The 25,659-nt window shown below is 50.5% G+C and carries 19 protein-coding genes; 14 read left to right on the forward strand and 5 right to left on the reverse strand.

Features of this window, described 5'->3' with window-relative positions; translation table 11 throughout:
* Positions 1-120: 120 nt before the first annotated feature.
* The 5 genes from ACMAY6_RS10255 to ACMAY6_RS10275 all read left to right on the forward strand — a co-directional run bounded on the left by ACMAY6_RS10255 (position 121) and on the right by ACMAY6_RS10275 (position 8,624).
* Positions 121-2,163 (forward strand): DUF3604 domain-containing protein, encoded by a 2,043-nt coding sequence (locus tag ACMAY6_RS10255; protein ID WP_435211573.1) that lies wholly within the window; start codon positions 121-123, stop codon positions 2,161-2,163.
* 66 nt (positions 2,164-2,229) lie between these two features.
* Positions 2,230-4,272, forward strand: coding sequence for a DUF3604 domain-containing protein (locus ACMAY6_RS10260; protein ID WP_435211575.1), 2,043 nt, complete (start codon positions 2,230-2,232; stop codon positions 4,270-4,272).
* Positions 4,273-4,278: 6 nt separating this feature from the next.
* Positions 4,279-5,733 carry a flavin-containing monooxygenase gene (locus tag ACMAY6_RS10265; RefSeq protein ID WP_435211577.1) on the forward strand — a complete coding sequence of 485 codons (1,455 nt, stop codon included), beginning with the start codon at positions 4,279-4,281 and terminating at the stop codon, positions 5,731-5,733.
* A 284-nt stretch (positions 5,734-6,017) separates the two neighbouring features.
* The gene (locus tag ACMAY6_RS10270; protein ID WP_435211579.1) at positions 6,018-7,058 is read left to right on the forward strand and encodes an MBL fold metallo-hydrolase; all 1,041 of its coding nucleotides are present in this window, start codon (positions 6,018-6,020) and stop codon (positions 7,056-7,058) included.
* A gap of 468 nt (positions 7,059-7,526) precedes the next feature.
* Complete coding sequence (locus tag ACMAY6_RS10275) at positions 7,527-8,624, forward strand: diguanylate cyclase (protein WP_435211581.1); 1,098 nt, start codon at positions 7,527-7,529, stop codon at positions 8,622-8,624.
* Positions 8,625-8,967: 343 nt separating this feature from the next.
* On the opposite strand, the gene ACMAY6_RS10280 is transcribed toward ACMAY6_RS10275, so the two are convergent.
* Positions 8,968-9,339 (reverse strand): PaaI family thioesterase, encoded by a 372-nt coding sequence (locus tag ACMAY6_RS10280; RefSeq protein ID WP_435211583.1) that lies wholly within the window; start codon positions 9,337-9,339, stop codon positions 8,968-8,970.
* Positions 9,340-9,473: 134 nt separating this feature from the next.
* On the opposite strand from ACMAY6_RS10280, the gene ACMAY6_RS10285 reads away from it, so the two are divergent.
* From ACMAY6_RS10285 to ACMAY6_RS10295, 3 genes are read left to right on the forward strand one after another with little or no spacing between them, the layout of a single operon-like run.
* Positions 9,474-9,941: a MarR family winged helix-turn-helix transcriptional regulator gene (locus ACMAY6_RS10285; RefSeq protein ID WP_435211585.1), complete on the forward strand. Its 468-nt coding sequence runs from the start codon at positions 9,474-9,476 to the stop codon at positions 9,939-9,941.
* Entirely contained in the window at positions 9,938-10,969 is a 1,032-nt protein-coding gene (locus ACMAY6_RS10290) for an HlyD family secretion protein (RefSeq protein WP_435211587.1), read from the forward strand. The genes ACMAY6_RS10285 and ACMAY6_RS10290 overlap by 4 nt, the downstream gene beginning before the upstream one ends.
* A gap of 17 nt (positions 10,970-10,986) precedes the next feature.
* A complete protein-coding gene (locus tag ACMAY6_RS10295; RefSeq protein ID WP_435211589.1) occupies positions 10,987-12,549 on the forward strand; it encodes a DHA2 family efflux MFS transporter permease subunit in 1,563 nt (520 codons plus the stop codon).
* Positions 12,550-12,822: 273 nt separating this feature from the next.
* Here the strand turns inward: ACMAY6_RS10295 and ACMAY6_RS10300 are convergent, their stop codons facing one another.
* Positions 12,823-13,773 (reverse strand): hypothetical protein, encoded by a 951-nt coding sequence (locus ACMAY6_RS10300; RefSeq protein WP_435211590.1) that lies wholly within the window; start codon positions 13,771-13,773, stop codon positions 12,823-12,825.
* Between the two features lie 271 nt (positions 13,774-14,044).
* On the opposite strand from ACMAY6_RS10300, the gene ACMAY6_RS10305 reads away from it, so the two are divergent.
* The 3 genes from ACMAY6_RS10305 (at position 14,045) to ACMAY6_RS10315 (ending at position 18,500) form a co-directional block, all read left to right on the forward strand.
* Positions 14,045-15,814 (forward strand): acetate/propionate family kinase, encoded by a 1,770-nt coding sequence (locus tag ACMAY6_RS10305; RefSeq protein ID WP_435211592.1) that lies wholly within the window; start codon positions 14,045-14,047, stop codon positions 15,812-15,814.
* Between the two features lie 6 nt (positions 15,815-15,820).
* Positions 15,821-15,976, forward strand: a complete 156-nt coding sequence (locus ACMAY6_RS10310) for a hypothetical protein (RefSeq protein WP_435211594.1) — start codon at positions 15,821-15,823, stop codon at positions 15,974-15,976.
* Between the two features lie 172 nt (positions 15,977-16,148).
* Positions 16,149-18,500, forward strand: a complete 2,352-nt coding sequence (locus ACMAY6_RS10315) for a fused MFS/spermidine synthase (RefSeq protein ID WP_435211596.1) — start codon at positions 16,149-16,151, stop codon at positions 18,498-18,500.
* A gap of 332 nt (positions 18,501-18,832) precedes the next feature.
* Here the strand turns inward: ACMAY6_RS10315 and ACMAY6_RS10320 are convergent, their stop codons facing one another.
* The gene (locus tag ACMAY6_RS10320; protein ID WP_435211598.1) at positions 18,833-19,684 is read right to left on the reverse strand and encodes a phytanoyl-CoA dioxygenase family protein; all 852 of its coding nucleotides are present in this window, start codon (positions 19,682-19,684) and stop codon (positions 18,833-18,835) included.
* A 100-nt stretch (positions 19,685-19,784) separates the two neighbouring features.
* On the opposite strand from ACMAY6_RS10320, the gene ACMAY6_RS10325 reads away from it, so the two are divergent.
* Complete coding sequence (locus tag ACMAY6_RS10325; RefSeq protein WP_435211600.1) at positions 19,785-20,414, forward strand: TetR/AcrR family transcriptional regulator; 630 nt, start codon at positions 19,785-19,787, stop codon at positions 20,412-20,414.
* 265 nt (positions 20,415-20,679) lie between these two features.
* On the opposite strand, the gene ACMAY6_RS10330 is transcribed toward ACMAY6_RS10325, so the two are convergent.
* Entirely contained in the window at positions 20,680-21,462 is a 783-nt protein-coding gene (locus ACMAY6_RS10330; protein WP_435211602.1) for a hypothetical protein, read from the reverse strand.
* A gap of 263 nt (positions 21,463-21,725) precedes the next feature.
* Between ACMAY6_RS10330 and ACMAY6_RS10335 the strand changes: the two genes are divergently transcribed.
* Positions 21,726-22,019 carry a VF530 family DNA-binding protein gene (locus tag ACMAY6_RS10335; protein ID WP_435211604.1) on the forward strand — a complete coding sequence of 98 codons (294 nt, stop codon included), beginning with the start codon at positions 21,726-21,728 and terminating at the stop codon, positions 22,017-22,019.
* A 174-nt stretch (positions 22,020-22,193) separates the two neighbouring features.
* Positions 22,194-24,290, forward strand: a complete 2,097-nt coding sequence (locus tag ACMAY6_RS10340; protein WP_435211605.1) for a S9 family peptidase — start codon at positions 22,194-22,196, stop codon at positions 24,288-24,290.
* Positions 24,291-24,341: 51 nt separating this feature from the next.
* On the opposite strand, the gene ACMAY6_RS10345 is transcribed toward ACMAY6_RS10340, so the two are convergent.
* Positions 24,342-25,646, reverse strand: coding sequence for a dipeptidase (locus ACMAY6_RS10345; protein ID WP_435211607.1), 1,305 nt, complete (start codon positions 25,644-25,646; stop codon positions 24,342-24,344).
* Positions 25,647-25,659 lie beyond the last annotated feature (13 nt).

Here is a 25,659-nt window from a genome sequence, read left to right on the forward strand (position 1 = left end):
GCGAGTTAACAATGAGGCCAAATACATCAAAACGACCTTCAGCCTCAGAAAATCCATCAGAACAAATTGCCCAAGCAACCGAATTCAGCGACAAAGTAATGAGGATGGCACGAGAGCAAAATGCTAAAGAAAATTGCTGTAGTGATCACCATAGTATTACTCGCAAGTCTTGGCTTCATAACGGCTAAAGTTGTGATTCCATTACAAGCATCAGCCGAGAAAAATGGGCCCACCACCGCTGCTCGTGATTATGCCCTGCAAGACAACAACCGAGTTACGCTGCCACGAGCACAGAGCCACGCTTACCAACCCTCACCCGATCCCAATAAAAATTTATATTGGGGCGAACTACATATTCACACTCGTGAAAGTTTCGATGCCACGTTATTTGGTAATACGCTGAGCATCGAAGATGCCTACCGTTTCGCCATGGGGGAAACGCTGAAAACTGCAGGTGGCGAAGCAATGCAGCTGAGTCGCCCTTTAGACTTTGTGGCGATCACTGATCATGCCGAAGGCTTTGGTACACGCACCCATTGCCAAGAGACTGGACTCTCTCTTTCTGAACGCGCGGCCTGCTGGCTGGCAAACGAACCCAACCCAATGATCTTTAAATTACTGGTTGATCGTGTCCGAGGCGCTGACATTATCGGCGACCCTTCGAAGCCTGCTGGCGTATACCAACAAACCCAGCGTACCTCGCCAAAACAAGGCGCGTTTCCTACTTGCAGATTTGGGCATGGAAGTCTTGAACGCTGTCAGAGAAATGCAAAAACTGATTGGGCTAAGTATATCGATCTGGCCAATCAATATAATGTTCCCGGGGAGCTCACTACACTGATTGGCTACGAATTTTCTCCGGGTCTGCCGGCTCAAGGTAAACACCATCGTAATATTATTTTTCGCACCGACACCGTGCCTGAGCGAGCAATTTCAAGCCTCGATGTTCCCAACGCCATCACGCTTTGGCAGGGGCTTGAGGCCACCTGCAGCGGAGATTGCAATTTCCTCACAATGCCCCACAACCCCAATAAGGCCTGGGGCCTAACCTACTCGCCCTACACTTGGGATGGACAGGCCTATACCAAGAATGACTGGCGGCTGCGTCAAAAATACGAACCACAGGTCGAAATATTTCAGGTAAAAGGAGCACAGGAATGTGCGCTAGGCGTTGGCGCCACCGATGAAGAATGCGCCTTCGAACAGGTACTTGATCCATGCCAACCCGGAGAAACAACCGGCTGCGCTTTTAAAACGGGATTCGTTCGGCAAGGCCTTAAAGTCGGCTTGGAACTCGAACAGAGCCTAGGTTTTAATCCATTGCAAACGGGCTTTATTGCCGCTACCGACAGCCACAACTCAAACCCTGGTGATGTAGAAGAGTGGGATTTTCCCGGCGCAGTGGGCGCCGTCACATCTTCGGCAACACGGCGTTTACGTTACAACTCAGAAAGCGCCGACTACCAGTCGCCCCTTAAATTTCATACATCCGGAGGGCTGGCGGCGGTGTGGGCCCCAGAAAATACTCGTGAAGCTGTTTTCGATGCCCTCGTCCGCCGTGAAACCTACGCAACATCGGGGCCCCGCATAGCCCTGCGCTTTTACGCTGGCTGGGATATTGATCCGAGCGTGACCTCAGATCCCAATGGTATTGAGTCACTTAGAGATCAAGGCGTGCCCATGGGCGGCGTACTTAAAAACGCGGCAACTGAAGCAACTAACCAGAAAAACGTGTCTCCACAGTTTTATGTTTGGGCCACACAGGACCCCATGGATGCACCCTTACAAAGACTACAAATAATCAAGGGCTGGATCGACAAACAGGGAAAAACTCACGAACGCGTGGTAGATATAGCGTGCGCTGACGGCGCATCTGTTGATCCCTCCAATCAGCGCTGCCCAGATAACAACGCAAGCGTTGATCTCAACAACTGTAGCTTTAACATCGACTCAGGTGCCAGTGAGTTGAAGACACTGTGGCAGGACCCCCACTACAACCCAGAGCAGGGCGCCTTTTACTATGTTCGTGCTCTGATGAACCCAACCTGCAGGTGGTCTACCTATGATGCTATTCGCCTCAATCAGCCACCCAGTCCACACGTTCCCAGCACGATTCAAGAGCGTGCATGGAGCAGCCCTATTTGGATAAGCTCTAATGACTAATCGTAAAACCGGCACACATTGCTGATGCGACTCTGCACCTTCCCCAGCGATAAGGAGCATAAGTCTATGTTGATGCGTCTAGCATTCCTTATGGTCATCATACTTTCCGTTGCTTGCTCTGGAGATAGCCTCGAAGCCGAAAAGCGCACAACTGCACAACAACACTATCGGACAACTAACACGGTCATACCCGGTAATAATCAAATTATATCGTTCTCTAAACCTGCATACACTAAGGCAGAGCGCCCAAAACCCAACCTCGACCGCAACGCGTTTTTTGGCGACTTACATGTGCATACAGCTCTGTCATTTGATGCCTCGGCATTTGGCACGACGGCCTCTCCGTCTGATGCTTATCGCTATGCTCAAGGTGAAGCAATTACACACCCCAGTGGCTTCGAGGTACAACTAACCCAACCTCTAGATTTCTATGCCGTGACAGATCATGGAGTCTTACTGGGCCTCATTAACGAGGCTATCGATACTAACTCTGCGTTTTCACAATACGAGCTTGCTAAGCCTTATCATAATATCAACGAATCAATCGACGGTGGTCTTCTAGATCTCGCCAAGAGAAGTAAAGCCTTTTACAATTTTGTCAGCGATGTTGTTGCCAACCTGCTAGATGGCACAATCGATGAAGACTCTATCAATAGCGCTAGTAAATCTGCCTGGCAGCAAACGATCGAAGCCACCAATGCCGCCTACAAACCGGGGGTATTTACCACCTTTGCAGCCTACGAATTCACGTCATCGACTCAAGCGCGAGAAGCACTTCATCGCAATGTCATCTTCCGATCAACACAACGCCTACCCGCACAACCGTTCTCCCGCTTCAACAGCATTAACCCCGAAGGCTTGTGGGACTGGATGGATCAGTTACGTCAGCAAGACGTGGAAAGCCTAGCCATACCTCATAACAGCAACGGCTCCAATGGCGCGATGTTTGCCTTTACCGACTGGGCTGGCCGGCCCATTGATGTCGATTACGCAGCGAAGCGGCTGCGTAACGAGCCACTCGTAGAAATCACTCAAGTCAAAGGAACTTCAGAAACCCATCCCCTCCTATCGCAAAACGACGAATGGGCCAATTTCGAAATTTTCCCTCTTCGCACGTCTACTCGTCTTCCCAGTAACCCGCAAGGTAGTTATGTACGTAATGCTTGGCAGCGCGGGCTGAGTCTGACCACTCGTGACTCGGGAAACCCCTATAAGTTTGGAGTTATTGGCTCTAGCGATACGCATACCGGCGCGGCCTCGCTGGAGGAAAACAACTATTTTGGGAAAATTGGTGCTTTCGATAGCACACCCGAAAAAAGGGGTTCGATACCCGCAAGTTTTCTGTATGGCACGTTAGTCAAACTAGCGGCGTCCGAAATGGTTGAAGAAGTCGATGGCCAAAATTATCTCGATTTTTCCGGTTACAAATATTGGGGGGCCTCTGGAATTGCGGGCGTTTGGGCAGAGGCCAATACTCGTGAAGCGATATACGACGCATTGCGTCGTAAAGAAACCTTTGCCACCAGCGGCACTCGCATCAAACTGCGCTTTTTTTCCGGTTACCATTTCGCAGAGGATCAGCTAGATGAGACGGACCTGATCAAAGAGGCGTACCGCTCAGGCGCCACAATGGGGGCTACCTTGCAGGCTCAAGGTAAGCGCCAGCCCTCATTTCTAACCTGGGCCATAGCCGACCCAAATACTGCACCTCTGCAGCGCCTTCAGATAGTAAAAGGATGGTTAACAAACGGCGAGCACCAAGAAAAGGTTTACGATGTCGCTTGCTCAAACAACCTTCAGGTAAATCAGGATACCCACCGCTGCCCAGACAATAATGCGCGGGTCAATCTAGGTGACTGCTCTACCACCGCCAACGTGGGCGCAGCAGAATTAAAAGTACTGTGGCAAGACCCCGACTTTGTTCCAGAACAAGAAGCCTTCTATTATGCGCGGGCACTTGAAAACCCGGTGTGCCGATGGTCCACTTGGGACGCGATTCGCAGCGGCAAATTGCCTCGCGGAGACTTGCCCGCAACGATACAGGAGCGCGCCTGGTCCTCGCCGATATGGTATAGCGCGCTCGATGACAGTGACAATTTTGTAGAATAGGAAACTATGCCTAAAGAACTCGAGTCGGTCGATGTCCTCATTATAGGGGCCGGACTCTCCGGCATTGGTGGAGCCTGCCAGCTGCGCCGCAACTGCCCGGAGCGCAGCTTTATGATTTTCGAATCTCGTGCTGCCAGCGGCGGAACTTGGGACTTATTTCGTTATCCCGGCATTCGATCAGACAGTGACATGTATACCTTTAGCTATGGCTTCAAGCCCTGGCGCGATCCATCGGCTATTGCCGATGGTGACAAAATTCTTAATTACATCCGTGAAACGGCAGCAGAATATGATGTGGAACGTCATATTGAATATCATCGCAAAGTCGTTTCAGCGCGCTGGTCGTCTACCGAAAAACGGTGGACCGTTACGGCTGAGTGCGGCAATACTGGCGAGAGCGTCACTGTTAGCTGCCAATTCATTTTTAGCTGTAGCGGCTACTACGACTATGAACAGGGCTATACCCCCGAATTTGTCGGCCTCAACGATTTTTCAGGAACCGTCGTGCACCCCCAACAATGGCCTGAAGATCTTGATTACAAAGGCAAGCGGGTTGTGGTGATTGGCAGCGGTGCTACCGCCGTAACACTTGTCCCCACCATGGCCAAAGACACAGCTAGCATGGTCATGCTGCAACGCTCGCCCACCTATATTGCCGACGTACCCCTAGAGGACCCCACGGCGTTGAAGCTGCGTAAATGGCTGCCTGTGGCCTGGGCATCTCGCTTAACCCGCTGGAAAAAGGTGTTGTTTCAAATTTATATTTATCAATTGTCCCGAAAACGCCCCAAGCAGTTGCGGCATTTTTTGCTGAGCGAGGTGCGTAAACAGTTGGGACCAGATTATGACGTTGCCACTCACTTCACCCCAAACTACAACCCTTGGGATCAACGCCTCTGCGCAGTCCCCAATGGCGATATGTTTACCGCTATTCGCGAAAAACGCGCTGAAGTCGTTACCGATCATGTTGATGAATTCAACGCAACAGGAATCCAGCTTAAGTCGGGCAAGCAGCTAAATGCCGACATTATTATTATGGCGACGGGGCTCAATTTGAAATTTGCAGGTGGTGTTGATTACAGCATTGACGATCAAAAGCTCGACTTCACCGATCGCTTTATTTTCCGCGGCATGATGTTTTCCGACCTGCCAAATATGGCGTTTACCGTGGGATACACCAACTCGTCGTGGACGCTCAAAGCCGACCTCACCGCCAGCTACGTTTGCCGTCTACTGAATAAAATGGCGAGTGGAAAATACTCGACAATTACTCCGCGCATGATAGGCACTGTTGACGAGGAGCCTCTTCTCGACTTTGACGCGGGCTATGTCTTGCGGGCGCGGGATCAGTTCCCGAAACAAGGCAATCGACTACCCTGGAAAAACTACCAAAATTATATTAAAGATTTTATCACCCTGCGCATCGGGGGACTTAAAGATAAAGAGCTTGAATTTCGATAGCCGCGGGCGCCCATGACAGCAAACCTATTCGAATTATCAGCGTCTTGATTACGGGTACAAATAGAAACAGCCACGTTGCCGTTTTAGAGCAACCCCATCCTAGTTGAGCTCTAGAGTAATCAAGAAAATGTGCGACGGAGGCTATGGCACGACCATTGAAGCAGCATGAGTTACGCTGTAATGTTATGGCACTAGGTATGCCTTAAGGTGCTAGACCCGCAGGAAGGCCAAAACTCCGGGGACGCTGGAGCAGTGATACATACACAAATTTGGGGAGCAAACGCATGAAAAAATTGGGGCTCGTATTCTTCGGCTTATTGATACTTTTTTTTGTGGGTCGAGGCTTAGTTAACGTCCCCGCTGTGCAAGACACCTTGCTCGAACGTGGCACAGCAGCCCTCGCCAAAAATGCAGCTCAACCGCTGGAAGATCCAGAAGGTTTGAGAGTCTATGTTTGCGGTAGCGCATCGCCCTTAGGCATGGGGCAGGCTCAAGCTTGCATTGCCGTAGTAACACCCGAGCACTTTTATCTTATCGATTCTGGCGTAGGTTCAACAGATAACATTAACCTTTTGAGGTTACCTACAGCACGACTAGACGGCCTATTACTCACGCATTTTCACTCTGACCATATTGCCGAAATTTATGAAGTCAATCTGGGTTCTTGGGTCAATGGCAGGCCAGCTCCACTGAAGGTCTGGGGACCACGTGGCGTCGATGAAGTCGTCAGTGCGGTGAATGCAGGCTACCGCCAAGATCGCATCTATCGGGTTGGACATCACGGCGAGGACTTACTGCCGCCCGCGCTCGGTGTTTTGGCCCATGAAACCATTGAGCCGGGTGTTGTCCTAGAAGATGGTGAACTGAAGATTTCGGCGTACGTGGGGGAACACCCACCCATTGAACCGGCGGTAGGGTATCGATTTGACTACCGTGGCCGCAGCGTCGTGATTTCAGGGGACAGCAATGTCAATGAAAACACCCTAAAGATCGCGGAGGGAGCCGATCTATTACTCCATGACGCCTTATCACTGCCTACCCTCACTGCACTTTCACGCGCTTTAGAGGCAGTCGGTCAAACGCGGCAATCCAAGATTGTCACAGATGTCATGGACTACCATGCTTCCACGGGCTCATTGGTTGCACTAGGGGAACAATCAAACGTCGCCATGGTCGCCTACTATCATCTGGTGCCGGTTCCGCCCAATGCCATAACAAAGACGATCTTTATGCGCGGGGCTCCTGACAACTTCGTTCTTACCGAAGACCTTATGTGGTTTGAGTTACCTATCGGTAATGACGAAATTGTGGTGCATCGCCCCTGACCACAACTTTTTTCCATCGGATGGCTAGGAAGTAGCATCTTCTGCCGTTTTTTTGCGGCAATCTACGGCGGTCTGATATTGAGACCTTTGATCATTTTCTGATCGAGGTATCCATTAGGCAACCAAACAATCTCTGCAGATCTGATGAATCGGCTATGGGCGCTGGGCCTCATGAAGCCAATGCGCCTTTTCTCCAAATGTTTTTTTATTTTCTACTTCCTTCAGGCCGCAACCCTACTTGTTAAAGTTTTTCCCTAATAAAAACTCGTCAAATGATGACGGTTTCTTCAACCTTTACTTGTTTTCAGCTCAGTATTTTTTGCCGTAATACAAAAAGAATCGAGGCACCTTTTTTGTATTGATATTCGATCAAACAATTTGGTGTCATCGGAATTTTGAACTAGACTCAACTCAGCTTTAAACCCCTCAGCGTGAAAGTGACGCCGCCAATATGAACCTCTGACCATTGTGGACGCATTCGTAGACTCCAAAACCAAAGTTCTGTCGCGAGCTAATCTCGTCAATGAATTTGCGATAAAAATGGTGTCAGTCATCAACGCCAAAGAGTTGGCATGGTTTGTCGCGCGAGAAATCGTTGGCAGTCTCGGGTACGAAGATTGCGTCATTTATTACTTAAATGAAGAGGCAAACTGTCTGGTTCAAACGGCTGCTATCGGAGTTAAAAACCCCTCCGATCAGGATATTTTAAACCCCCTCACGATTGAAATTGGCGTCGGGGTTACGGGGCACGTCGCTTTAACAAAGAAATCGATGCTAGTTTCCGATCTGAGCGTTCATGACAACTACGTGACAGACGTTGAGCCCGCACTCTCTGAGCTTTGCGTACCGATTATTTTTGGTGATCGACTCTATGGCGTTCTTGACAGCGAATGTAAAACCGCCGGTGCCTATGGCGAGGAAGACAGAAAAGTTTTCGAGACGGTTGCTAGAATGATTGCGGCCAAGTTGGCATTAATCGAACAAACCGAGCTCGTAAAACAGTACACGGCAGAGTTAGAAGCGAAAGTTGAGGAACGGACGCGAGAGCTCAAGGTTGCGAACGATAAACTCGAGTACTTGGCATCAATCGACCCGCTGACAGAGCTGGTGAATCGCAGGCGCCTTGACGAGGTACTAGCTCAAGAATTTGAGAGAACTAGCCGATACCAAGGCGAGCTTTCACTCATCTTGCTAGACATCGATCATTTTAAGACGGTAAACGATACTCGGGGTCACCAGGCTGGAGACGAAGTCATTGCCGGTGTTGGCAGGATTGCGAAAGTAATGTCCAGAATATCCGATACGCCCGGACGATGGGGCGGCGAGGAGTTTTTGATCGTTGTGCCCCAAACGAACAGAGACAGCGCAGTAGCTTTTGCCGAAAAGTTGCGCCAAGCCATTGAGAACGAGAAATTTTTTGGTGATTTGCGAGTTTCAGCCAGTTTCGGCGTGGCCAGCTTCCGACCCGGTGAAACCATTCCGGCTGTGCTTCAAAGAGCAGATGAAGCACTTTACCGAGCCAAGAGATTAGGGCGCAATCGAGTAGAAACCGAGACTACCGCCTAGCAGGGCCAAGTATTTGAAAGGTAATTAGTCCTGTTCTGCAGCGAGAGACCGTCATGACCCTCAGGCATGCTGCTGTGAGCTTTCTTTGCGCGTACCGCTCTACTAAAGACCCAAATTGCAAATCCTGCAGAACGACCTAGTTACTGACTAGGTATAATCCCCCTCCCCTCCTGCAGCAGCTTTAATCCATCCCAAATCCAAATTATTTTGCTATCCGATACTCCCCATGCATGTCGGTCCGATACCCCCCATGCATGTCGGATCGGTGAAGCACCCAATACATAGCGCTAGCAAAAGCCAGCGGCAACAGTCGCAACGACCTTTTGGCAGGGCGTCGGCATCATCAACCGGGTGTGAAAATAGCGAAGTTACCATTAGCTCGTGCCACTAACCGGCCGCTCGCAAAAACATCTGACTCAACGTTGGCTAATCGCTTTCCTCGATTGACAACCCGACTTGTACAACTCACCGTGCCCTCGTAGACCGCTTTGAAATAGTTGATTTTAATTTCTACCGTTGCACAGATCTCATCCTTACCCAGACTGTAGGCAATTGCTGCGCCCATACCTGTGTCTGCTAACGCATACAGTACAGCGCCGTGTGCCACGCCGTTGGGATTGAGTAATTCCGGCCGGACCGTCAGTGACACCTCGCTGGTGTTGCTATCGCACTCAACAACCTGAAGACCTATCAAATCTGCAAATGGGTGGTCCATGTAAGCTCCTCATTGTTTTAGCACTTGGGTGTCAAATCTTTTAGAAAATTCCAGATCAGGGGTGGCGAGTTTCCAGGGCAACCTGTATAACAAATATACTTTATATTTTATATATTTTATTGCAGCAGGTTCCAATGACCGAAACTGACCCTACCAACCTGTTTGGGTTCCTGATTCAGGACCTCGCCCGCTTGCTCAGCCGCACCTTTGAACACATCCCGGGCAACCTAAAAGTAACGCGTGCGCAAGCGCGGGTGCTGGCCTATGTGACGTTTTACAAGGGCTCTACCCAAACAGAAATTGCCGCACTAATGGACGTCCAGAAAATCGTAGTAACCAAACTTGTTGATGATCTGGAGCTGATGGAACTGATCGAACGCCACCCGGACCCCAACGATCGCCGCGTACGTCGCTTGCACGTAGCCAACCACGCTGGCCCAGTACTTGACCAGATATGGCAGCGCTTGTCAGAAGTGTCCAACATTGCGCTGGCACCGCTGCCAGAAGAACGCGCAAAAACCCTGCTGCAAGACCTAGCCGCAATTCGTGAACACCTAGTGCTCCACACCGCGAGCCTGGCAACAAAGCGAGACACAGCATGAAACGCATCGTTCTTCTTTTTGCCGCCCCGGCCATCATTATTTGCACCGCCCTCTATATTTACCTAACGGGGGGACGCTACATCGTCACAGAAAATGCCTACATCCGTAGTGGCATTGCCATGATCAGCGCAGGTGCTTCAGGCCAAGTTATGCGCGTGTTAGTGCAGGAAAACCAACGGGTCGAGCAAGGACAGCTGCTTTTTGAACTCGACTTTGAGCCTTTTGATATCGCCGTGACTAAAGCAGCCGCCGCGTTGGACGACACCCGCAATCAGGTGATTCTGCAGCAGGCCAATTACCACCGCCAAACGGTGCGCCTAGCAGCTGCCCGGGAAGATCATGACTACGCCCTTCAAGAGTTGAACCGAGTCATCGAGTTAGCAGAAGGGCAAACAGTGTCGCAGGAAAAATTGGCCGCCAGACGTCACACCTTAAACGTCGCCAATCACACCATCGGCGCTGCAGAGGCAGAGGTGGCCACAGCACTGGCACAGTTAGAGGGGAATCCCGATCAAGCCGTTGATGACTACCCAAAAGTTAGGCAAGCCAAGGGAGAGTTATCCCGGGCAAAGTATGAGCGCAGGCACGCGAGCGTACACGCAGGCATATCTGGCACGTTAGCAAAAGTAGACTTGCACCCCGGAGAGTTCGTCGACAAGGGGCAGCCCCTGTTCTCGCTGGTGAGTGACAATGAAATCTGGATAGAGGCGAACCTAAAGGAAACTCAACTGACCAAGCTCGAGGTAGGACAGCCGGCATCTTTTGTCATAGATGCCTACCCAGATGTGACAATGACCACCGAAGTCATGAGCATTGCCCCGGCCTCTGGCGCGGAGTTCGCCATACTGCCACCGCAAAACGCCACCGGAAATTGGGTGAAAATAACGCAGCGCGTACCCGTTCGCCTACGAGTGAAGCCCACCGCGAAACTTCCAAAGCTGCGAGCGGGGATGAGTGTAGAAATCCGAATTGATACAGGCAGTTCACGCAGCCTACAGTCTTTGATGGATAAGCTTTACGCCTTCTAAGGCTGCTTGAAAAATATATGTCCGATAATAGCGCCGCAAATACAAAAGGAGATGAAGCAGACGACTCGGTGCCTGCTGACTCGCTACTGCGCTACCCCAAACTGAGAACGCTGACGCTTGTTTTTGTACTGATGGGCATCATGCTGCACACCATTGACAGCACGATCGCCAACGTTGCCCTTCCGCACATACAAGGCTCACTTTCCGCGACCATCGATCAAATATCTTGGGTTATCACGGGGTACATCATTGCCGCCGCCGTTGCTACGCCAGCTGTAGCATGGCTGTCTGCAAGAATCGGGGTTAGAACAGTCATGCTTGTTTCTGTCATAGGATTCACGCTCTCCTCTGTACTTTGCGGCTTGGCAATTACGCTACAGGATTTGGTGCTCTACCGCGTCCTGCAGGGACTCTCCGGCGCGGCGCTCATTCCAGTTGGGCAAGCGATTGTGCTCAGTTCTTTTAAACCCGAGGAGACGGGCAAAGCCATGGCCTTATTCGGCCTAGGCGTCATGTTCGGACCCATCATAGGGCCCACACTGGGCGGTTACATCACGGAATGGATGGATTGGCGCTGGGTGTTTTTCGTCAACCTGCCCTTTGGCCTACTCGCCGCAGTGGGAATTACCTTTCTTATCAAAAAATCCCCGCCCCGGGGCGACCTACGTTTTGACTGGTTAGGGTTTCTCACTCTGGTTGTGGCCATGGCCAGTTTTCAAATGATGATGGATCGAGGCCACGGAAAAGACTGGTTCGACTCCTGGGAAATCATCTGCTGGGCTCTCCTCGCACTAAGCGCTATCTACGTCTACGTGGTCCGTACGGCAACCGCAACCCAACCCTTATTTAGCCGACAACTGTTTCGGGATAGAAATTTTGTCGTGGGAAACATTCTGTTTTTCTTCATAGGCGGCAACATGGTGGCTAGCATGATCATGCTTCCCGTCATCATGCAATCGCTGATGGGCTATCCCGTAGAGGCTGCCGGCATGCTGTTGGCTCCCCGCGGTTTTGGGTTGATGCTGGCAATGGCATTGGCACCGCGACTAGCAGACAAGATCGACCCTCGAATTCTTGTTAGCGCTGGGATTGCTATTGCCGCCTATGCCATGTGGGCACACGCAAAAATGGGGATCTACTTCACTACATGGAGTTTTATTAGCGCAGGTTTTATCCACGGGATAGGGTTGGGCCTTGTATTTGTGGTGCTAGGCGCCCTATCTTTTGCGCACATGGATTCAGAGATACGTCTACAAGCCTCAACATTTTTCAATATGGTGCGTAATGTCGGCCAATCATTTTGTGCTGCGGTTACCATGAGTATTCTGGCTCATAACATTCAGGTAAACACGTCAGAACTGGGCGAGTCGATCTACGCCACAGGGGACATGTTTCGTCTCGCACTGGCCGATGGAGTGAGTTTGGGCAACCAAGAGATAGGCCTGAGCATTTTGCAAAGCGGTATCATGCGGCAAGCGTCGCTTATCTCTTACATCAACAATTTTTATATACTTGCGCTTACCACCGCGCTGCTCGTGCCATTAGTCTGGTTGGCAAAAAACCATGAAAGCCCTAGCTGAGCTGTCGCAATTTGAAATATTGAAAAAACCAACCCCATTATCTGTATACGAATGGCGCGACCATAAAATTCAGTATCCACAAGAAAGTGACATCAGCCCTAGAGCTGCAGAGCCTCGCAGTCAGTGTTACCGCTGCATCCTATTTTTTTGAGATTTTGGGCTAGAAAAATGTCAACGCTGGCGGCACAGAACCACCGAGCATTACAGAACAAACCAACTATGTCCTCGCAAAAAAACATTGTCTGAGGGCTCCGGCTAGGTCTGGTGAATGATCTACCCAGCTAGGCTGATCGGATCAGCCTCGAGAGCTTCAGTAATTTGGTAAACGATTCGCTGGCTCACTGAATGGCCTGCTCTGAGTATTGATTCGTCATGACTCAACGTATGGTTTGGGCCGTTTGGGAAGCCCTGAGCTTCGAGGCAAATAGCACTGTAAGGCCTCAAGGGCGTGGACAACTGTGATGCGGTGTAAACCTGCAAACAAGGCTGTGTGGTTGAAACATTAAGACTAAGGCCGTTGATTAAGTTCGACAGTGTGGCCACGTGATGGGGTACAAGCCCTGCCCGCACCGCCGAATTGAGTTTATAACTATGATCGAGCTCCAGCGGACCTTGAGCGCCAGCAAGCGACCGCTGGCGCGTAAAATCTAGATCGGTATCCACAACAGGCAGCAAACCGCCAGTAGCACACTGGAGGCTATCGGTCTCTAAAACCGAGTTGGCGTTAATTTGCAGTGCTAAGTCACCGACGGACTGTGCGCCCAACGTAAAGTAAGCGTGGTTAGTCAAGCTGATAGGAGTATCGCGGTTTGAAGCTGCGGCCAAATCAATAATCAGGCAATCGTTTTCGAGGGTATAACGCACAAAAAAATCGCGATCACCAGGTAAACCCCCATCACCATGCTTGAGATTAGTGGCATAACTCACGGTAGTCGCATGATCCGTCTGCCTAAGCTGCCAGTTCACTAGATGCAGCCCCGTATCGCTACCGTGCAGCAACACAGACGCGTCCCCAAAGGACTCATTTTCATTGCGTAATCGGCCCGCATACGGACCCACAGTGCCACCGATACAAAACTGGTCAATGACATCAGTGGTCAGCTCAGACGTATCGAGCAACAACTTAATATTGCGGCCCCTGAATACCATCTGGGCCAAGCCAGCACCTCGATCGCTCAGCGTCACGCCAAGAGTTGATGATTCAAGGTTGTTAAAGTGGGACATAAAAAAACGCTCAGTCAAAGGTTAAGGGCGCGACCCGAACCACTTCAATTAGCCGAAGGAGTCGCTAACTTTGCACAAAGCTGCGATGGGGGTTCAGGACAGCCGCTATGCCCATTAAAACCTGCAACGGTTATACCCGCATGACGGATAAAAAATAAACTCATAATTACCAATTAACACATCATGGATTCCCATTTCGTGCTAAAACGGCCTTCACCGCGACACACTAAAACACAGTAATACGACTCAGTCTTGGAGCCGAGCACAAAGCATGAATATCTTAGTCATGAACTGTGGTTCATCTAGCGTCAAATACCAGCTAATCAACTCTCTACAGGATGTGGCCGTCACCGAGGGCGTCATTGAATTAAATGCCACTTTTGATTCTGCGCTTGCAATTAAGCAACTCCTTGAAGCAACCCAGGACGAAACCATCGATGTGATTGGCCATCGGGTTGTTCATGGCGGCGACAGTTTTCGAGATGCAGTCTTGATCGACGCAGAAGTACTCGCAAAAATTCAGGAATGGGTGCCACTGGCACCAATGCATAACCCAGCAGCGTTAAGCGGTATTAAAGCAGCGCAAGCAGCATTTCCTGACGCGCCGCAGGTCGCAGTCTTTGACACGGCGTTTCACGCCACCCTTCCCCGCCGTGCAAGCCACTATGGTATAGACGCCAAGCTTGCAAAAAAGCATCGTATCCGTCGCTACGGGTTTCACGGTACATCCCATCAGTTTGTCGCCTCAGAAGCGGCGCGTTATTTGAAGCGCCCAGTAAACGAACTGCGCCTGATCACTTTACATCTGGGTAACGGCGCCAGCGCTTGCGCCGTTGAAATGGGCAGTTCAACGGAAACGAGTATGGGTATGACTCCCGTCGAAGGCTTGATGATGGGGTCACGTTCAGGAGACATTGACGCCGGTGTCGTTTTGAAGCTATTGCGTGATGAAGTTAAAGACGTCGACGCATTGGACGAATTACTAAACCGCCAAAGTGGCTTCAAAGGATTGTCGGGACTCAGTAGCGACGTCAGGGAAATTGAGGAGGCGGCGGCTTCGGGACACGATGGAGCTCGCCTGAGCATTGCTGTATTTGCCCACCGCGCCAAAAAATATATCGGCGCTTATGCTGCAGCAATGGGTGGCGTAGATGCCGTCGTGTTAACAGGCGGAATCGGGGAGAACAGTGCCAGCTTACGTCAGCGCATTTTACAAAGACTAGAGTTTTTAGGAATACAAATAGACGAAGATAGAAACCATCAAGCAAAGGTTGATCACCGCAACAGCGTTGCGCTCATCTCCGCTGAAAACTCCAGAGTGCCAACCCTTGTCATTAAAACAAATGAAGAGTTGATGATCGCGCAGCAAGCGGCGCGACTGATTAAGCGGCAAGCAAACCTGAAAACCGATTTGAGTATTCCTATCGCCGTTAGCGCGCGGCATTTACATTTAGACAGGGAGACTTTCGCTCTCTTATTTGGAGAGGATGCAGAGCCCACACACCACGCAGACCTATCTCAGCCGGGCCAATTTTCCTGCATGGAAAAAGTAACGCTGATCGGGCCAAGAAATACCATTGAAGGTGTGCGTTTGCTGGGTCCTTTACGCAGTAAAAACCAGATAGAAATCTCAAGATCAGATGAGTATTTTTTAGGAGTGGATGCTCCGGTAAGAGACTCTGGCAGGGTAAATGGGTCTGCACCGATTACGCTTAAGGGCCCCAACGGCAGTGTGCGACTCCAAGAAGGCCTTATTTGCGCTCGACGCCATATTCACATGCATCCCGATGATGCGAAACGCTTTGGTGTGAAAAATAAAGATGAAGTAGAGATTGGCATAACCGGTGGCCCTCGAGACCTTATTTTTTGCGATGTACTGGTTCGAGTCAGCCCCGGTTATCGCCTCGAAATGCACATCGATACCGACGAGGCTAATGCTGCCGAACTTGACAGACGGGCCAGCGGTGAGCTTGTTTACACGGATATTACAGGCCCATCGGCTTCTATAACTGGGCTTAAGGCATTTAATAAATACGAGTAAGAGCACATGAGTCGACAATCGCGAGCAACGGTCAATGCGCTCATAGAAAATGACCCTGCTGTAGCCCCACTGGGGTGGCCCCAACGTAAAGCCGCGCTTACGCCCACTAAGCAGCCTTCAGAGATAGCTTATTCAAGTTTCATTCTTGGCTTATCAAAATAATTTGCTTCCCAACGTGCAGAGACGTCTTAAACCCATGCCTTCCTGTTGTACATTAAGTCCGAACTGCACTACTTTTGAGCTATCACTTCAATAAAGGGTAGCGACCTTCGCAGCACAACTTAACGTACCCGTCTAACAGGGCCTTTTGTTCAAGGTTGAAAAGAAGATCCAAGTGAACACCGTGGTTAATCAGAAAAAAAATCTTGTACTACTGGCGGTTCTATCGATTGCCGGGTGTTCTGGATGTGCATCGCTCATTTACCAAATTAATTGGCAGCGACAGCTGACTACGATTTTTGGCTTAGCACACTACGCTACTACGCTGACCATCCTAGCTTTTTTCGTGGGTTTTTCCCTGGGCGCTTACCTTATCAAGCGATTTTCCCACCGGCTGAAAAACACCTTGTTACTGATTGCCTGCCTTGAATTTGTTATCGGGAGCTACGGGATCATTTCTTTCAGTGGCTTCGAGGTGCTCGATAATATTAACGGAGCCCTGAGCCTCACCTTAGTTGATAGTAGCACCCTGCTACTAAGCGCCCGCGCTGTGCTTTGTTTGCTTTTTTTATTGCTACCTACGGCTTGCATGGGTGCCACGGTGCCCTGTTTTCTCACCGCATGTATCTTTGCTGACGACGAACGAGGCGAACGCATTGGCTGGATAACCGGGGCGAATACTCTCGGCGCCCTTGCCGGCAGCGTATGCACCACTTGGATTTTAATGGGCTTGATTCACGGGCAAGATCAGATGTTCATTGCTGCCGCACTCAATATAGTGAGTGCGGCGATGGCTTTAATTACCTACACCGTCGCGGCCCCAGCCTTCAATAGAAAAATAGCTGCGCCGCGTCTCCGCTCAGGTTCGAGGCCACCTAAATCCAACGCTTTAACCTACGCGTTTATGCTTTCTGGGGCGGCGTCTCTTGGCCTGCAAATTTTGTGGAATCGACTGGCATATATCAGCTTAGAGCACACTAGTTTCACTTTCGCACTTGTACTGTCAGTATTTTTAAGCGCCTACGCGGCGGGCGCCTTTTGCTCTAGCCTTTGGCTTCGTAACCGGGCTGCACGCCGACATACCGCTGCACTGCTGCAGCTCGCGGCCCTGAGCTGCACGCTGATAGGCATCCTTGTGTTCACTAACGGGCTGCACTACGAGCAACTTTCTCGTGCAATTCCTTACCAACTGTCAGCAGTGGCGATCATATCAATCTACACATTTTTACCCATCTTTTTCATCGGCTGCAGCACACCCATAATCCTGAACCTGCTCAGCGAGGGTGTTACAACATTAGGGCATGACACTGGCCGCGCCATGATGATGAACAATATTGGCTCGATACTCGCAATCCTAATCGTTGGCTTCATCCTAATACCCGTTACTAATTTGTATGGGGTCATACTTTTTTGCACCTTGTTATTGTTGGGGGCTGTGATGCTCACCGCGGGTACGCCCAAAACAAAAATGCAATCGCAGGTGATATATCCGCTTGGCGCTTTGTGTGTTGCTGCACTGCTTTGGCTGGTCCCACTAGACCCCTATGGCGCCCGTTATTTCTCCCTTTACGATGAAGATCCGGTCTGGTCAGCAGAGGATGAATCTGGCTATTGGTCAGTCAATGAAGTGTCGTCACAGAGAGGTAAAATGCATTACCTATATCTCAACGACATGTACGAAAATTATTTGCAAAGCCCCGCCTATGGTTCAATAGAAGGCGACTTTTTACTCGCCACTATGATCAAGCCGGAGATCCGCTCTGCTTATTCGATAGGTTTAGGTCTGGCACTTGAACCTTATGAACTTCTGAGATTCCCGGAACTAGAGAAATTCACTACAGTAGAAATTTCTCCAGCCTCGATTGAGCTGGCGCAAGCAGTTTGGGATGAATATGAATCGTCACCTTTTGACGATCCACGCTTTGAAGTCATTATTGAGGATGGCCGAATCTGGCTGGAGCACCAAAAACGCAGCTTTGATCTTATTTTTTCTGGCACTAATCGGTCGTTCTATCCGGGCAGCACGAACCTGTTTTCAGTTGACTATTTGCAGATGCTAAAGAGCAAACTGAATCCCGGAGGTGTCGTTCAACACTGGATACCCGGCTCCCCAGACTATCAATCCGTTGTGTTGATTAAGACCTTCTTAGCTGTATTTCCTGACGCGCTGCTGGTGGCCTATCGTGACCCCAATCGCAGCTCGGTTTACAAGTACATGCTGGGCTTTTCTGATGGAACCCCGCGGGATTTAGACGGCCAAATTGAAGCTGCGTTTAGCCGAGCCCCCACCATCTTTCCCACCACTAATATTGCCAACGCAGAACAGTTTAAAGCCGCACTCAAAATTCCCGATCGAGATATTTTGGCAACACTCAACGTACCAATGGTCCACGATGACTTGCCCGTAGTGGAGTATGGGCGATCGTCTGAAAAATTAGACGGCTGGCAAAATTTGGACAAATTTACTCAAGACTATAGCCCCATTGCACTTGAACAATACCTGCAGTCGATACCGACGCCAGACTGAAGCTAGGCGACCGGACAGGTTGTCTTGCTGCCGGCACGCATGACTGCTCTGGCGATTTCAATAGGCTAGCGGTTCGAACCACACCCTCCCAAAGATGGTTTATGGATGAATGGCAGGTGCTAATTCAGTTGTTACTTCTGAGGCGCAAGCGCAATATTGAGAGCGGTTTGAAACACCAAATCGACAGTGCGCTTAGTTGATGTGCGCTTTTTCGAAGTATCACCCACGAGCACCACGAGGCGCTCAACTAGACTGGCGATCAGCAGTCGATATATCCGGAGGGCTTGGAAGACTTGGAAATTTACTGTTCATTACAGTGCTCCATGATTATTTTATGCCGATTCATCAAACAGAACTTCGGGACTGCCATACTCGTAATACCCAAGTGGGCAGGCCATCAGGCCATCGTCGTAATGTGAGTAAAGGTCGTAACCGAGTAGCTGCCTGGCTCGCGTAGACCATGTTTTTGCCTGCTCAAGCGTGGTGTGCAGGAAGTGGTTTTCCTGGGTACGCAGCCACCCCAGCACAAACGAGGTGACGATAGCTCTGCGCGCTGTGCCAGAGATATTCGTACCCCCTCCATGCAAGGTTTTGCCACCAACAAACACAATGCTGCCGGCGCTCATAACCGCTCGGGCGATCTCACTGGGCCTCGCTGTTCGCTCAGGATCCTCCCAGAGATGACTACCGGGAACAACCTGGGTTGCGCCATTGGCCTCAGTAAAATCAGTTCCTGCGACCATGGAGTTACACTGGAGCATGCGCCCCGGCATCCAAAAATGACCTGGCCAAATCATGTCGTCAACGTGCAGCTCCTGAGCCGTTTCACCGCCGTGGATTTCAATGATCTCACTAGAATTCAGTAAGTATTGTCCGCAGCTAGGCGCCAACAACGCATCCATTACACCCAAAAGCCGCTCATCTAACATGAGCTCAACGTAGTTGTCGGCTTTGCTCACAAGGCCATTAAGGCGCACCGTATTGTACCCAAGAAACTCCATGGCCTCAGGCTCGCCGTAATCATAGGGCTTGTAGCTATCGATCGATGTTTGTATCGCGCGATTAAATTGAGACAGCCATTCTGCAGACACAAAATCATCGACTATCACGGCGCCACGCTCCTCTATAACAGCAACAATATCTGAAGCAGAAGAACTTGCGGGTAGGTGGGTTACATGCGCCATTATTATATCCTTATTAATCTGTCATATGACAGATTAATCGAGATCGACACACGATTGCAAATCCTTAACACTACTCTGCATCTCCCTTATGCGTTAAACCATGGCCCCAAAAGAAAACACAAAAGCTCCCTACCGAGCCACCAAACGCTTGAAAGCGGCAGAAAGGCGCAGTCTCATTTTGGAGGCAGCTGCGAGCATCTTATTGGAGCAGGGCTTTTCCGCGCTTACCGTGCGTAATACATCGGAAGTCGCAGGCATTCGAATGGCGACGCTGCAGTATTACTTTCCAAGCCGCCAACACCTGTTTGAAGCTGCCTTTGGAAGCATTGTCGACAAGACATGGGCTGAAATGATGAACACAGTGGATCAACATGACACTCTGGATGCGACAGACCATCTCCAGCAGTTTGTCGAAGCGATGTGCAACTCAACCTTTAACAGCCCCTTGGTTGGCTTCTTTATTGAGCTGTGGGCTGCCGCTCGAGTACACGCTTATGCAGCTAAAATTATGGTCAACTATTACGAGGATGCCCTAGAGGTTTTCATAAAGTTGATAAGAGCGGCGCACCCAAAGCATAGCGTTCAGAAAAGCAGGCGATTGGCGACGCTGGCACTATCAATAGTTGAAGGGCAAACCGTGTTCAATCAAATAAACGCACTCACCTCCCAGCCCATGGGGGTTCCTACTACAGTCGTAGTGGACACCATCATGGGACTCATCTCAGAGTAAAATAAAACGCGACATACCCATCAGGCTTCTCCGAATTATCTAAGCGTTGGCATAAATCGACTTGCAGAAATCATCACCCAAAATCGAACACTCGCCACATTCTCAGTCGTGATAAAAAAGCGAAACCGTTGCCGTAAAAATACCTTCAGTCACAGTACACACGCCAAACTTTGATTGCGCCATAAAAAAACCCACCGAAGGTGGGCTTTGATCGATGCTGTTCCGACTGCACAGATTTACTCCTGACAGTCGAACTTCAAACAACTTAACGACTAATATTCCAACCTGCCTGCTCTAACGCAAAGCGATCTTCACTGAGGCTGGCCACACGACTTACCTGGCCGGCATCATTGAAAACAAAACGAGTCACTGTGTGAGCCTCAACAGGCAAGCCGCTTGTCTCGTCGGTATCCCAATTTTGAGTCCAGACGTAGACCACATTGTCATTGCCCACGGCCTCATGAAGCTCCCACTTATCGGGCGCCCAATTTTCGCCATCGCCAGTGGACATCCACTCTAGGCTCTGCGCCTTCGAGATAGGCGTAGAAATGACACCACGGGTGACCGCTATTTCCATGGTCTCCTCACCGCGAAGAATAACGGCTTCCACCACTTCCCCGGGCTTACCACGAAAATCTAACTTATCCATGTTGGCTTTATTCACTTCGACACCGCGGACAGAGACAAATTCATCGCCTGCCTGCAATACGGCTGCCGCTGGGCTCTCTGGAGTAACCGTACCCACAATCATCCGTCCTTCACCATCAGAGGGGTCCCAAGTGAAGCCAAAACCCACGTAGCGCCCTCGAACTAGTTTGCCGTCATCGGCCATAAGTGATTCAACAGCAGCCAATCCTTCGGCTTGCCCTGTACTCATTGCCGTTACCCACTGTTTCGCGGTTTCAATATTCGGATTCGCCATAGGTGCAACTGCCTCTGCGACCGGAGCTTCATTGCCGCCACAGGCAGCCAGCGAAAGAAGTGTAATGGCGCTCACTACTTTTGCAGTGCGGTACATTGCTGTGCTTATTGTTATATTTTTTTTCATAAATTTCCCCAGAGAAAAATGAATGTTCCAGTGTGCAGCTAAAAGCCTTTTGGAACTTGATTAAACCTACGTGATCGATGCTAGGGTTACAACTCCCCATCTTTATTGCCTTATTGAATAACGAATGCAGTACGCTCACGAGTTATATAAAATCGGAATCTTCTGATAAAACACCTTCCTGAAGGAGCGCGAGGCTATCATTTTGACAACCACTCAGACCTTCGCCGCCAAAAGACATTTAGCCGAAGCGAGACACTAAAGTTTTGAGCAAAAACCAACCTAACAATCCGCTCCATGGCATAACCCTCGAGGCTATTGTGACGAGCCTCCACGAACAGTACGGCTGGGATGGGTTAGCCCAGAAAATTAATGTGAATTGCTTTAAAAATGACCCTTCAGTGAAGTCATCCCTTAAGTTCTTGCGCAAAACTCCTTGGGCTAGAAGCCAAGTTGAAGACCTTTACGTCTCGAGCCGCAAAACACCCTCACCCTGGGATAAAGCCTCAGAGCAATTTCAAGCATCAAATACCACGGAGAATTCAGAGGACGAGCTGTAGCCAAAATTCAGCATTTCGTACTTTATTCGTGGTTGCCGGGGTGAATTATTCGGGATCGCGCCATACATATTTTTACCCCAGTGGTGGCACGATTTAACCTCCGATTGCTGCGCTAATAGCCTATGCAAGCTCGAGCCGCTAAGATGGTTTAGTCATCGAAAGAAGCCTAGTGAAATGAAAAAAGCCCCATACAAAAGCCCCCGTTATTTTCCTGCGCTGTCGTTGCTAGGCGCATTTTTGGTCACCACTTTTTCGCAGTCGGCATTTGCTGTGGACACTTTGCCAGCTTTTAAAGCCCTAGATGTCTTCGAGCTCGAATGGGCTTCAGATCCCCAAATCTCTCCCGATGGTCGGCAAGTGGCTTATCGCAGGATGGGCTTTGACATTATGAAAGATAAACGACGGGGAAACTTATGGTTGGTGGGCACCGACAGCAAGACACACCGCAAACTGACTGCCTTTGAAGGCAATGAATCGAGCCCCCAATGGTCACCTGACGGCCAACGCATTGCCTATGTCCGAAAAGCGGGCAAAGAAGGTGCAGAACTGTATGTCCACTGGCTGGCTAGTGGTCGTAGCGCACGTATCACCCGTGTTGAGGGATCGCCTAGCCACCTGCGCTGGTCACCCAGCGGTACCCACATTGCCTTTGCCATGACGGCGAAAAGTGCCCCGCCCGTATTAGTGAAACGTCCCTCGGCGCCAGAGGGCGCGAAGTGGGCAGATAAACCCAGAGTCACCGACCGGCTTTATCATGAGCGCGATGGTAGTGGCTACGTGGATCCCGGATTCAGCCATGTGTATGTTGTGCCTGCAGAAGGTGGCACCCCCCGGCAAGTCAGCGAAGGTGATTTTCATCATCGCAAGCCCGAGTGGCGCAGCGATGGTAGGGCACTGACTGTAACCGGCAACCGCAGTGAAAATTGGCAATATGACTTCCGTAACAGCGAGGTCTACACGATTGATTTAGCGTCAGGCGATATTGAGCCCATGACGACAGCCTCAGGGCCCGATGACAGCCCCCTCCCCTCACCCAATGGACAATGGGTCGCTTGGCTGAGCTTTACCGACAAACGTCAGGCCTACCAAGTCACCCGTTTAAAAATCGCCGAACCCGACGGCAGTAATGCAAGGGCGCTACTCGTTAATCTCGATCGCAGCGTTGACGCTATTCAATGGGCGGCGGACGCCGCCGGCATCTACTATAAGTACGATGACCGGGGTCGCACTAAAATTGGCTACGTCACTATCGATGATCGCAGTGAAATTGTCGCTGACAATTTAGGGGGAACCAGCATAGGCCGGCCCTATGGCGGAGGTTCCTTTAGTGTGTCCGCCAAAGGGGATATTGCGTATACCTACACTCGGCCAGAATTTCCTGCCGATGTGGCTATAGCGACCCCAAATGGTCCGCGGCAAATCACCCATCTCAATTCGGACCTACTTGACCATAGGGCCTTGGGCGAAACCCGAGAGCTTTGGTGGCAAAGTCAGGTTGATGGTCGTGACATTCAGGGCTGGATAACCCTCCCTCCTCATTTTGATCCTGCAAAAAAATACCCGCTGCTGGTCGAAAACCACGGCGGCCCGATCAGTAATTATGGAGAACGATTTTCACCGGAAATGCAGCTCTATGCCGCGGCTGGCTACGTGGTGTTTTTCCCCAATGCTCGGGGCAGCACGGGCTACGGCGAAGAGTTTGGCAATTTGCTTTACCACAATTATCCCGGGGAGGATTTCAACGATGTGATGGACGGTGTGGACGCTGTCATGGCCCAAGGTTTTGTCGATCCCGAGCAGCTCTTTGTCACAGGAGGTAGCGCCGGTGGCATTATGACAGCTTGGATAATAGGTAAGAGTGACCGCTTTCGCGCCGCTGCCGTGATCAAACCGGTAATGAACTGGTACAGCAAAACTCTCAACGCCGACAACTGGTTTTATTATTTTGAGACTCGGATTCCCGGCACACCTTGGACTCACCCCAATGACTATTTACGATTTTCGCCCATCAGCTTGGTGGGGAATGTCACCACCCCGACGTTGGTGATGGTGGGTCTTGATGATCTGCGTACACCGCCCTCCCAAGCAAAGCAGCTTTACCACGCCTTGAAGTACCGCAAGGTGCCCACGGTACTGGTCGAGTTGCCCGGTGCCTCACATTTTATTGCCAAAAGGCCCAGTCAACTGATCGATAAGATTGACAATATTCTCGCGTGGTTCGAGCGCTTTCAAGACAATGAGCCTATGTCTGAGGAAAGCTCGGCGCCGTAACACCAAGGCCTGCGCTGAGGGGGGAGGCGGCATTAAAAGGAAGGCCAATCATCAATTAACAGCCGCTTTCTGTTGCTGCCATATCGTTAATGTTTCGTCCGTCGTCCGTCGTCCCTCAACCGCCTTCCAGACGCGCAAAAAGTTACCACCCCAGATTTTCTCAACTTCAGCTTCTGAATAGCCTCGCCGCAATAAACCCGCGGTAACATTGAATGACTCACTGGCATCAATGTAGCCGGGGATACCGCTTCCGTGATTGAAGTCTGTGCCAATGCCAACGTGATCAATTCCCACTAGCCCTACAATGTGATCGATGTGGTCCAGCATGGTGCTTAAAGAAATGGGACCCAACAAATCTCGTGCGCTACGAAGGAATTTTGTCTTTACCGCAGGGTCATTTATTTCCCAATAGAGCTCAAAGGGATAAAGGTAGTCTTCATCAATCCCCGCTTCCCTACGAATTGCTCGAAGCGCTGTATCAATACTGGGATCCTGAGAATCGAACAAGTAGCCCGCAAAAGGAGCGACATGAATAACGCCGCCGCCTGCCGCAAGCCGCCTAATTTCTATATCGCTTAAATTACGACTGACATCAGTCAATGCTCGGGCGTTGGAATGGCTCGCGACAACCGGTGCCACCGAACTTTCTATGACTTGAAGCGCGGCCTCGGTCGACAACTGCGAAATATCAATGACAGCACCCAAGGCGTTAAGGCGTTGTACCGCGGCCATACCTTTTTTCGAAAGACCACCGTGTTCGCCAGTAGGCTCACGGGCCCCTGTTGCCGCATTGAATAATGGCCGAGACGAGTCTGCAAAGTCGTTATGGCCCATGTGGGTCAGCGCAAACATTCGAACGCCCTGGTCAAAAAAATAGTCCACTGCGGCCGACTCGGTGCCAAGAATTAGGGCGTTTTGTAAACTCAGGATAATGGCCTTATCACCGTCAGCAATCGTGGCCAACAATTGATCACTATCTGTCACTAACCGAATGCCATTACTGTCGTTGGCGATCAGCGTTTTTACTGCCAAAAGCTTTTCTTCTGCGATAGTTTTTGCTGCGGCGTAGCCATCAGCAGTCCGTGGCTTGGGCCCCACCGCAAGCGCCATAACAACGGCATCTAGTCCACCTTGATCCATCTTTTCGGGGCTTACTTTCGAGAGGCCATCGGCACCGACATACATTGAAGGCTTCCCCGGAATCTCAATATCTGCGTGGGCATCAAGAGTAAAAACTCGCGCATGGACAGCCCGAGCATGCTCGATGAATTCAGACTCGTCATCGGCTACTGCTGGCACAAAAAAACCCGTGGCCAACAGCGTTAACAGCACTTTCATTGTTGTCTTCAAGTTCATAGCTTGCTCCACT

Origin of the sequence: Luminiphilus sp. nBUS_16 (genome assembly GCF_051201645.1) — a bacterium.
GTDB lineage: Bacteria > Pseudomonadota > Gammaproteobacteria > Pseudomonadales > Halieaceae > Luminiphilus.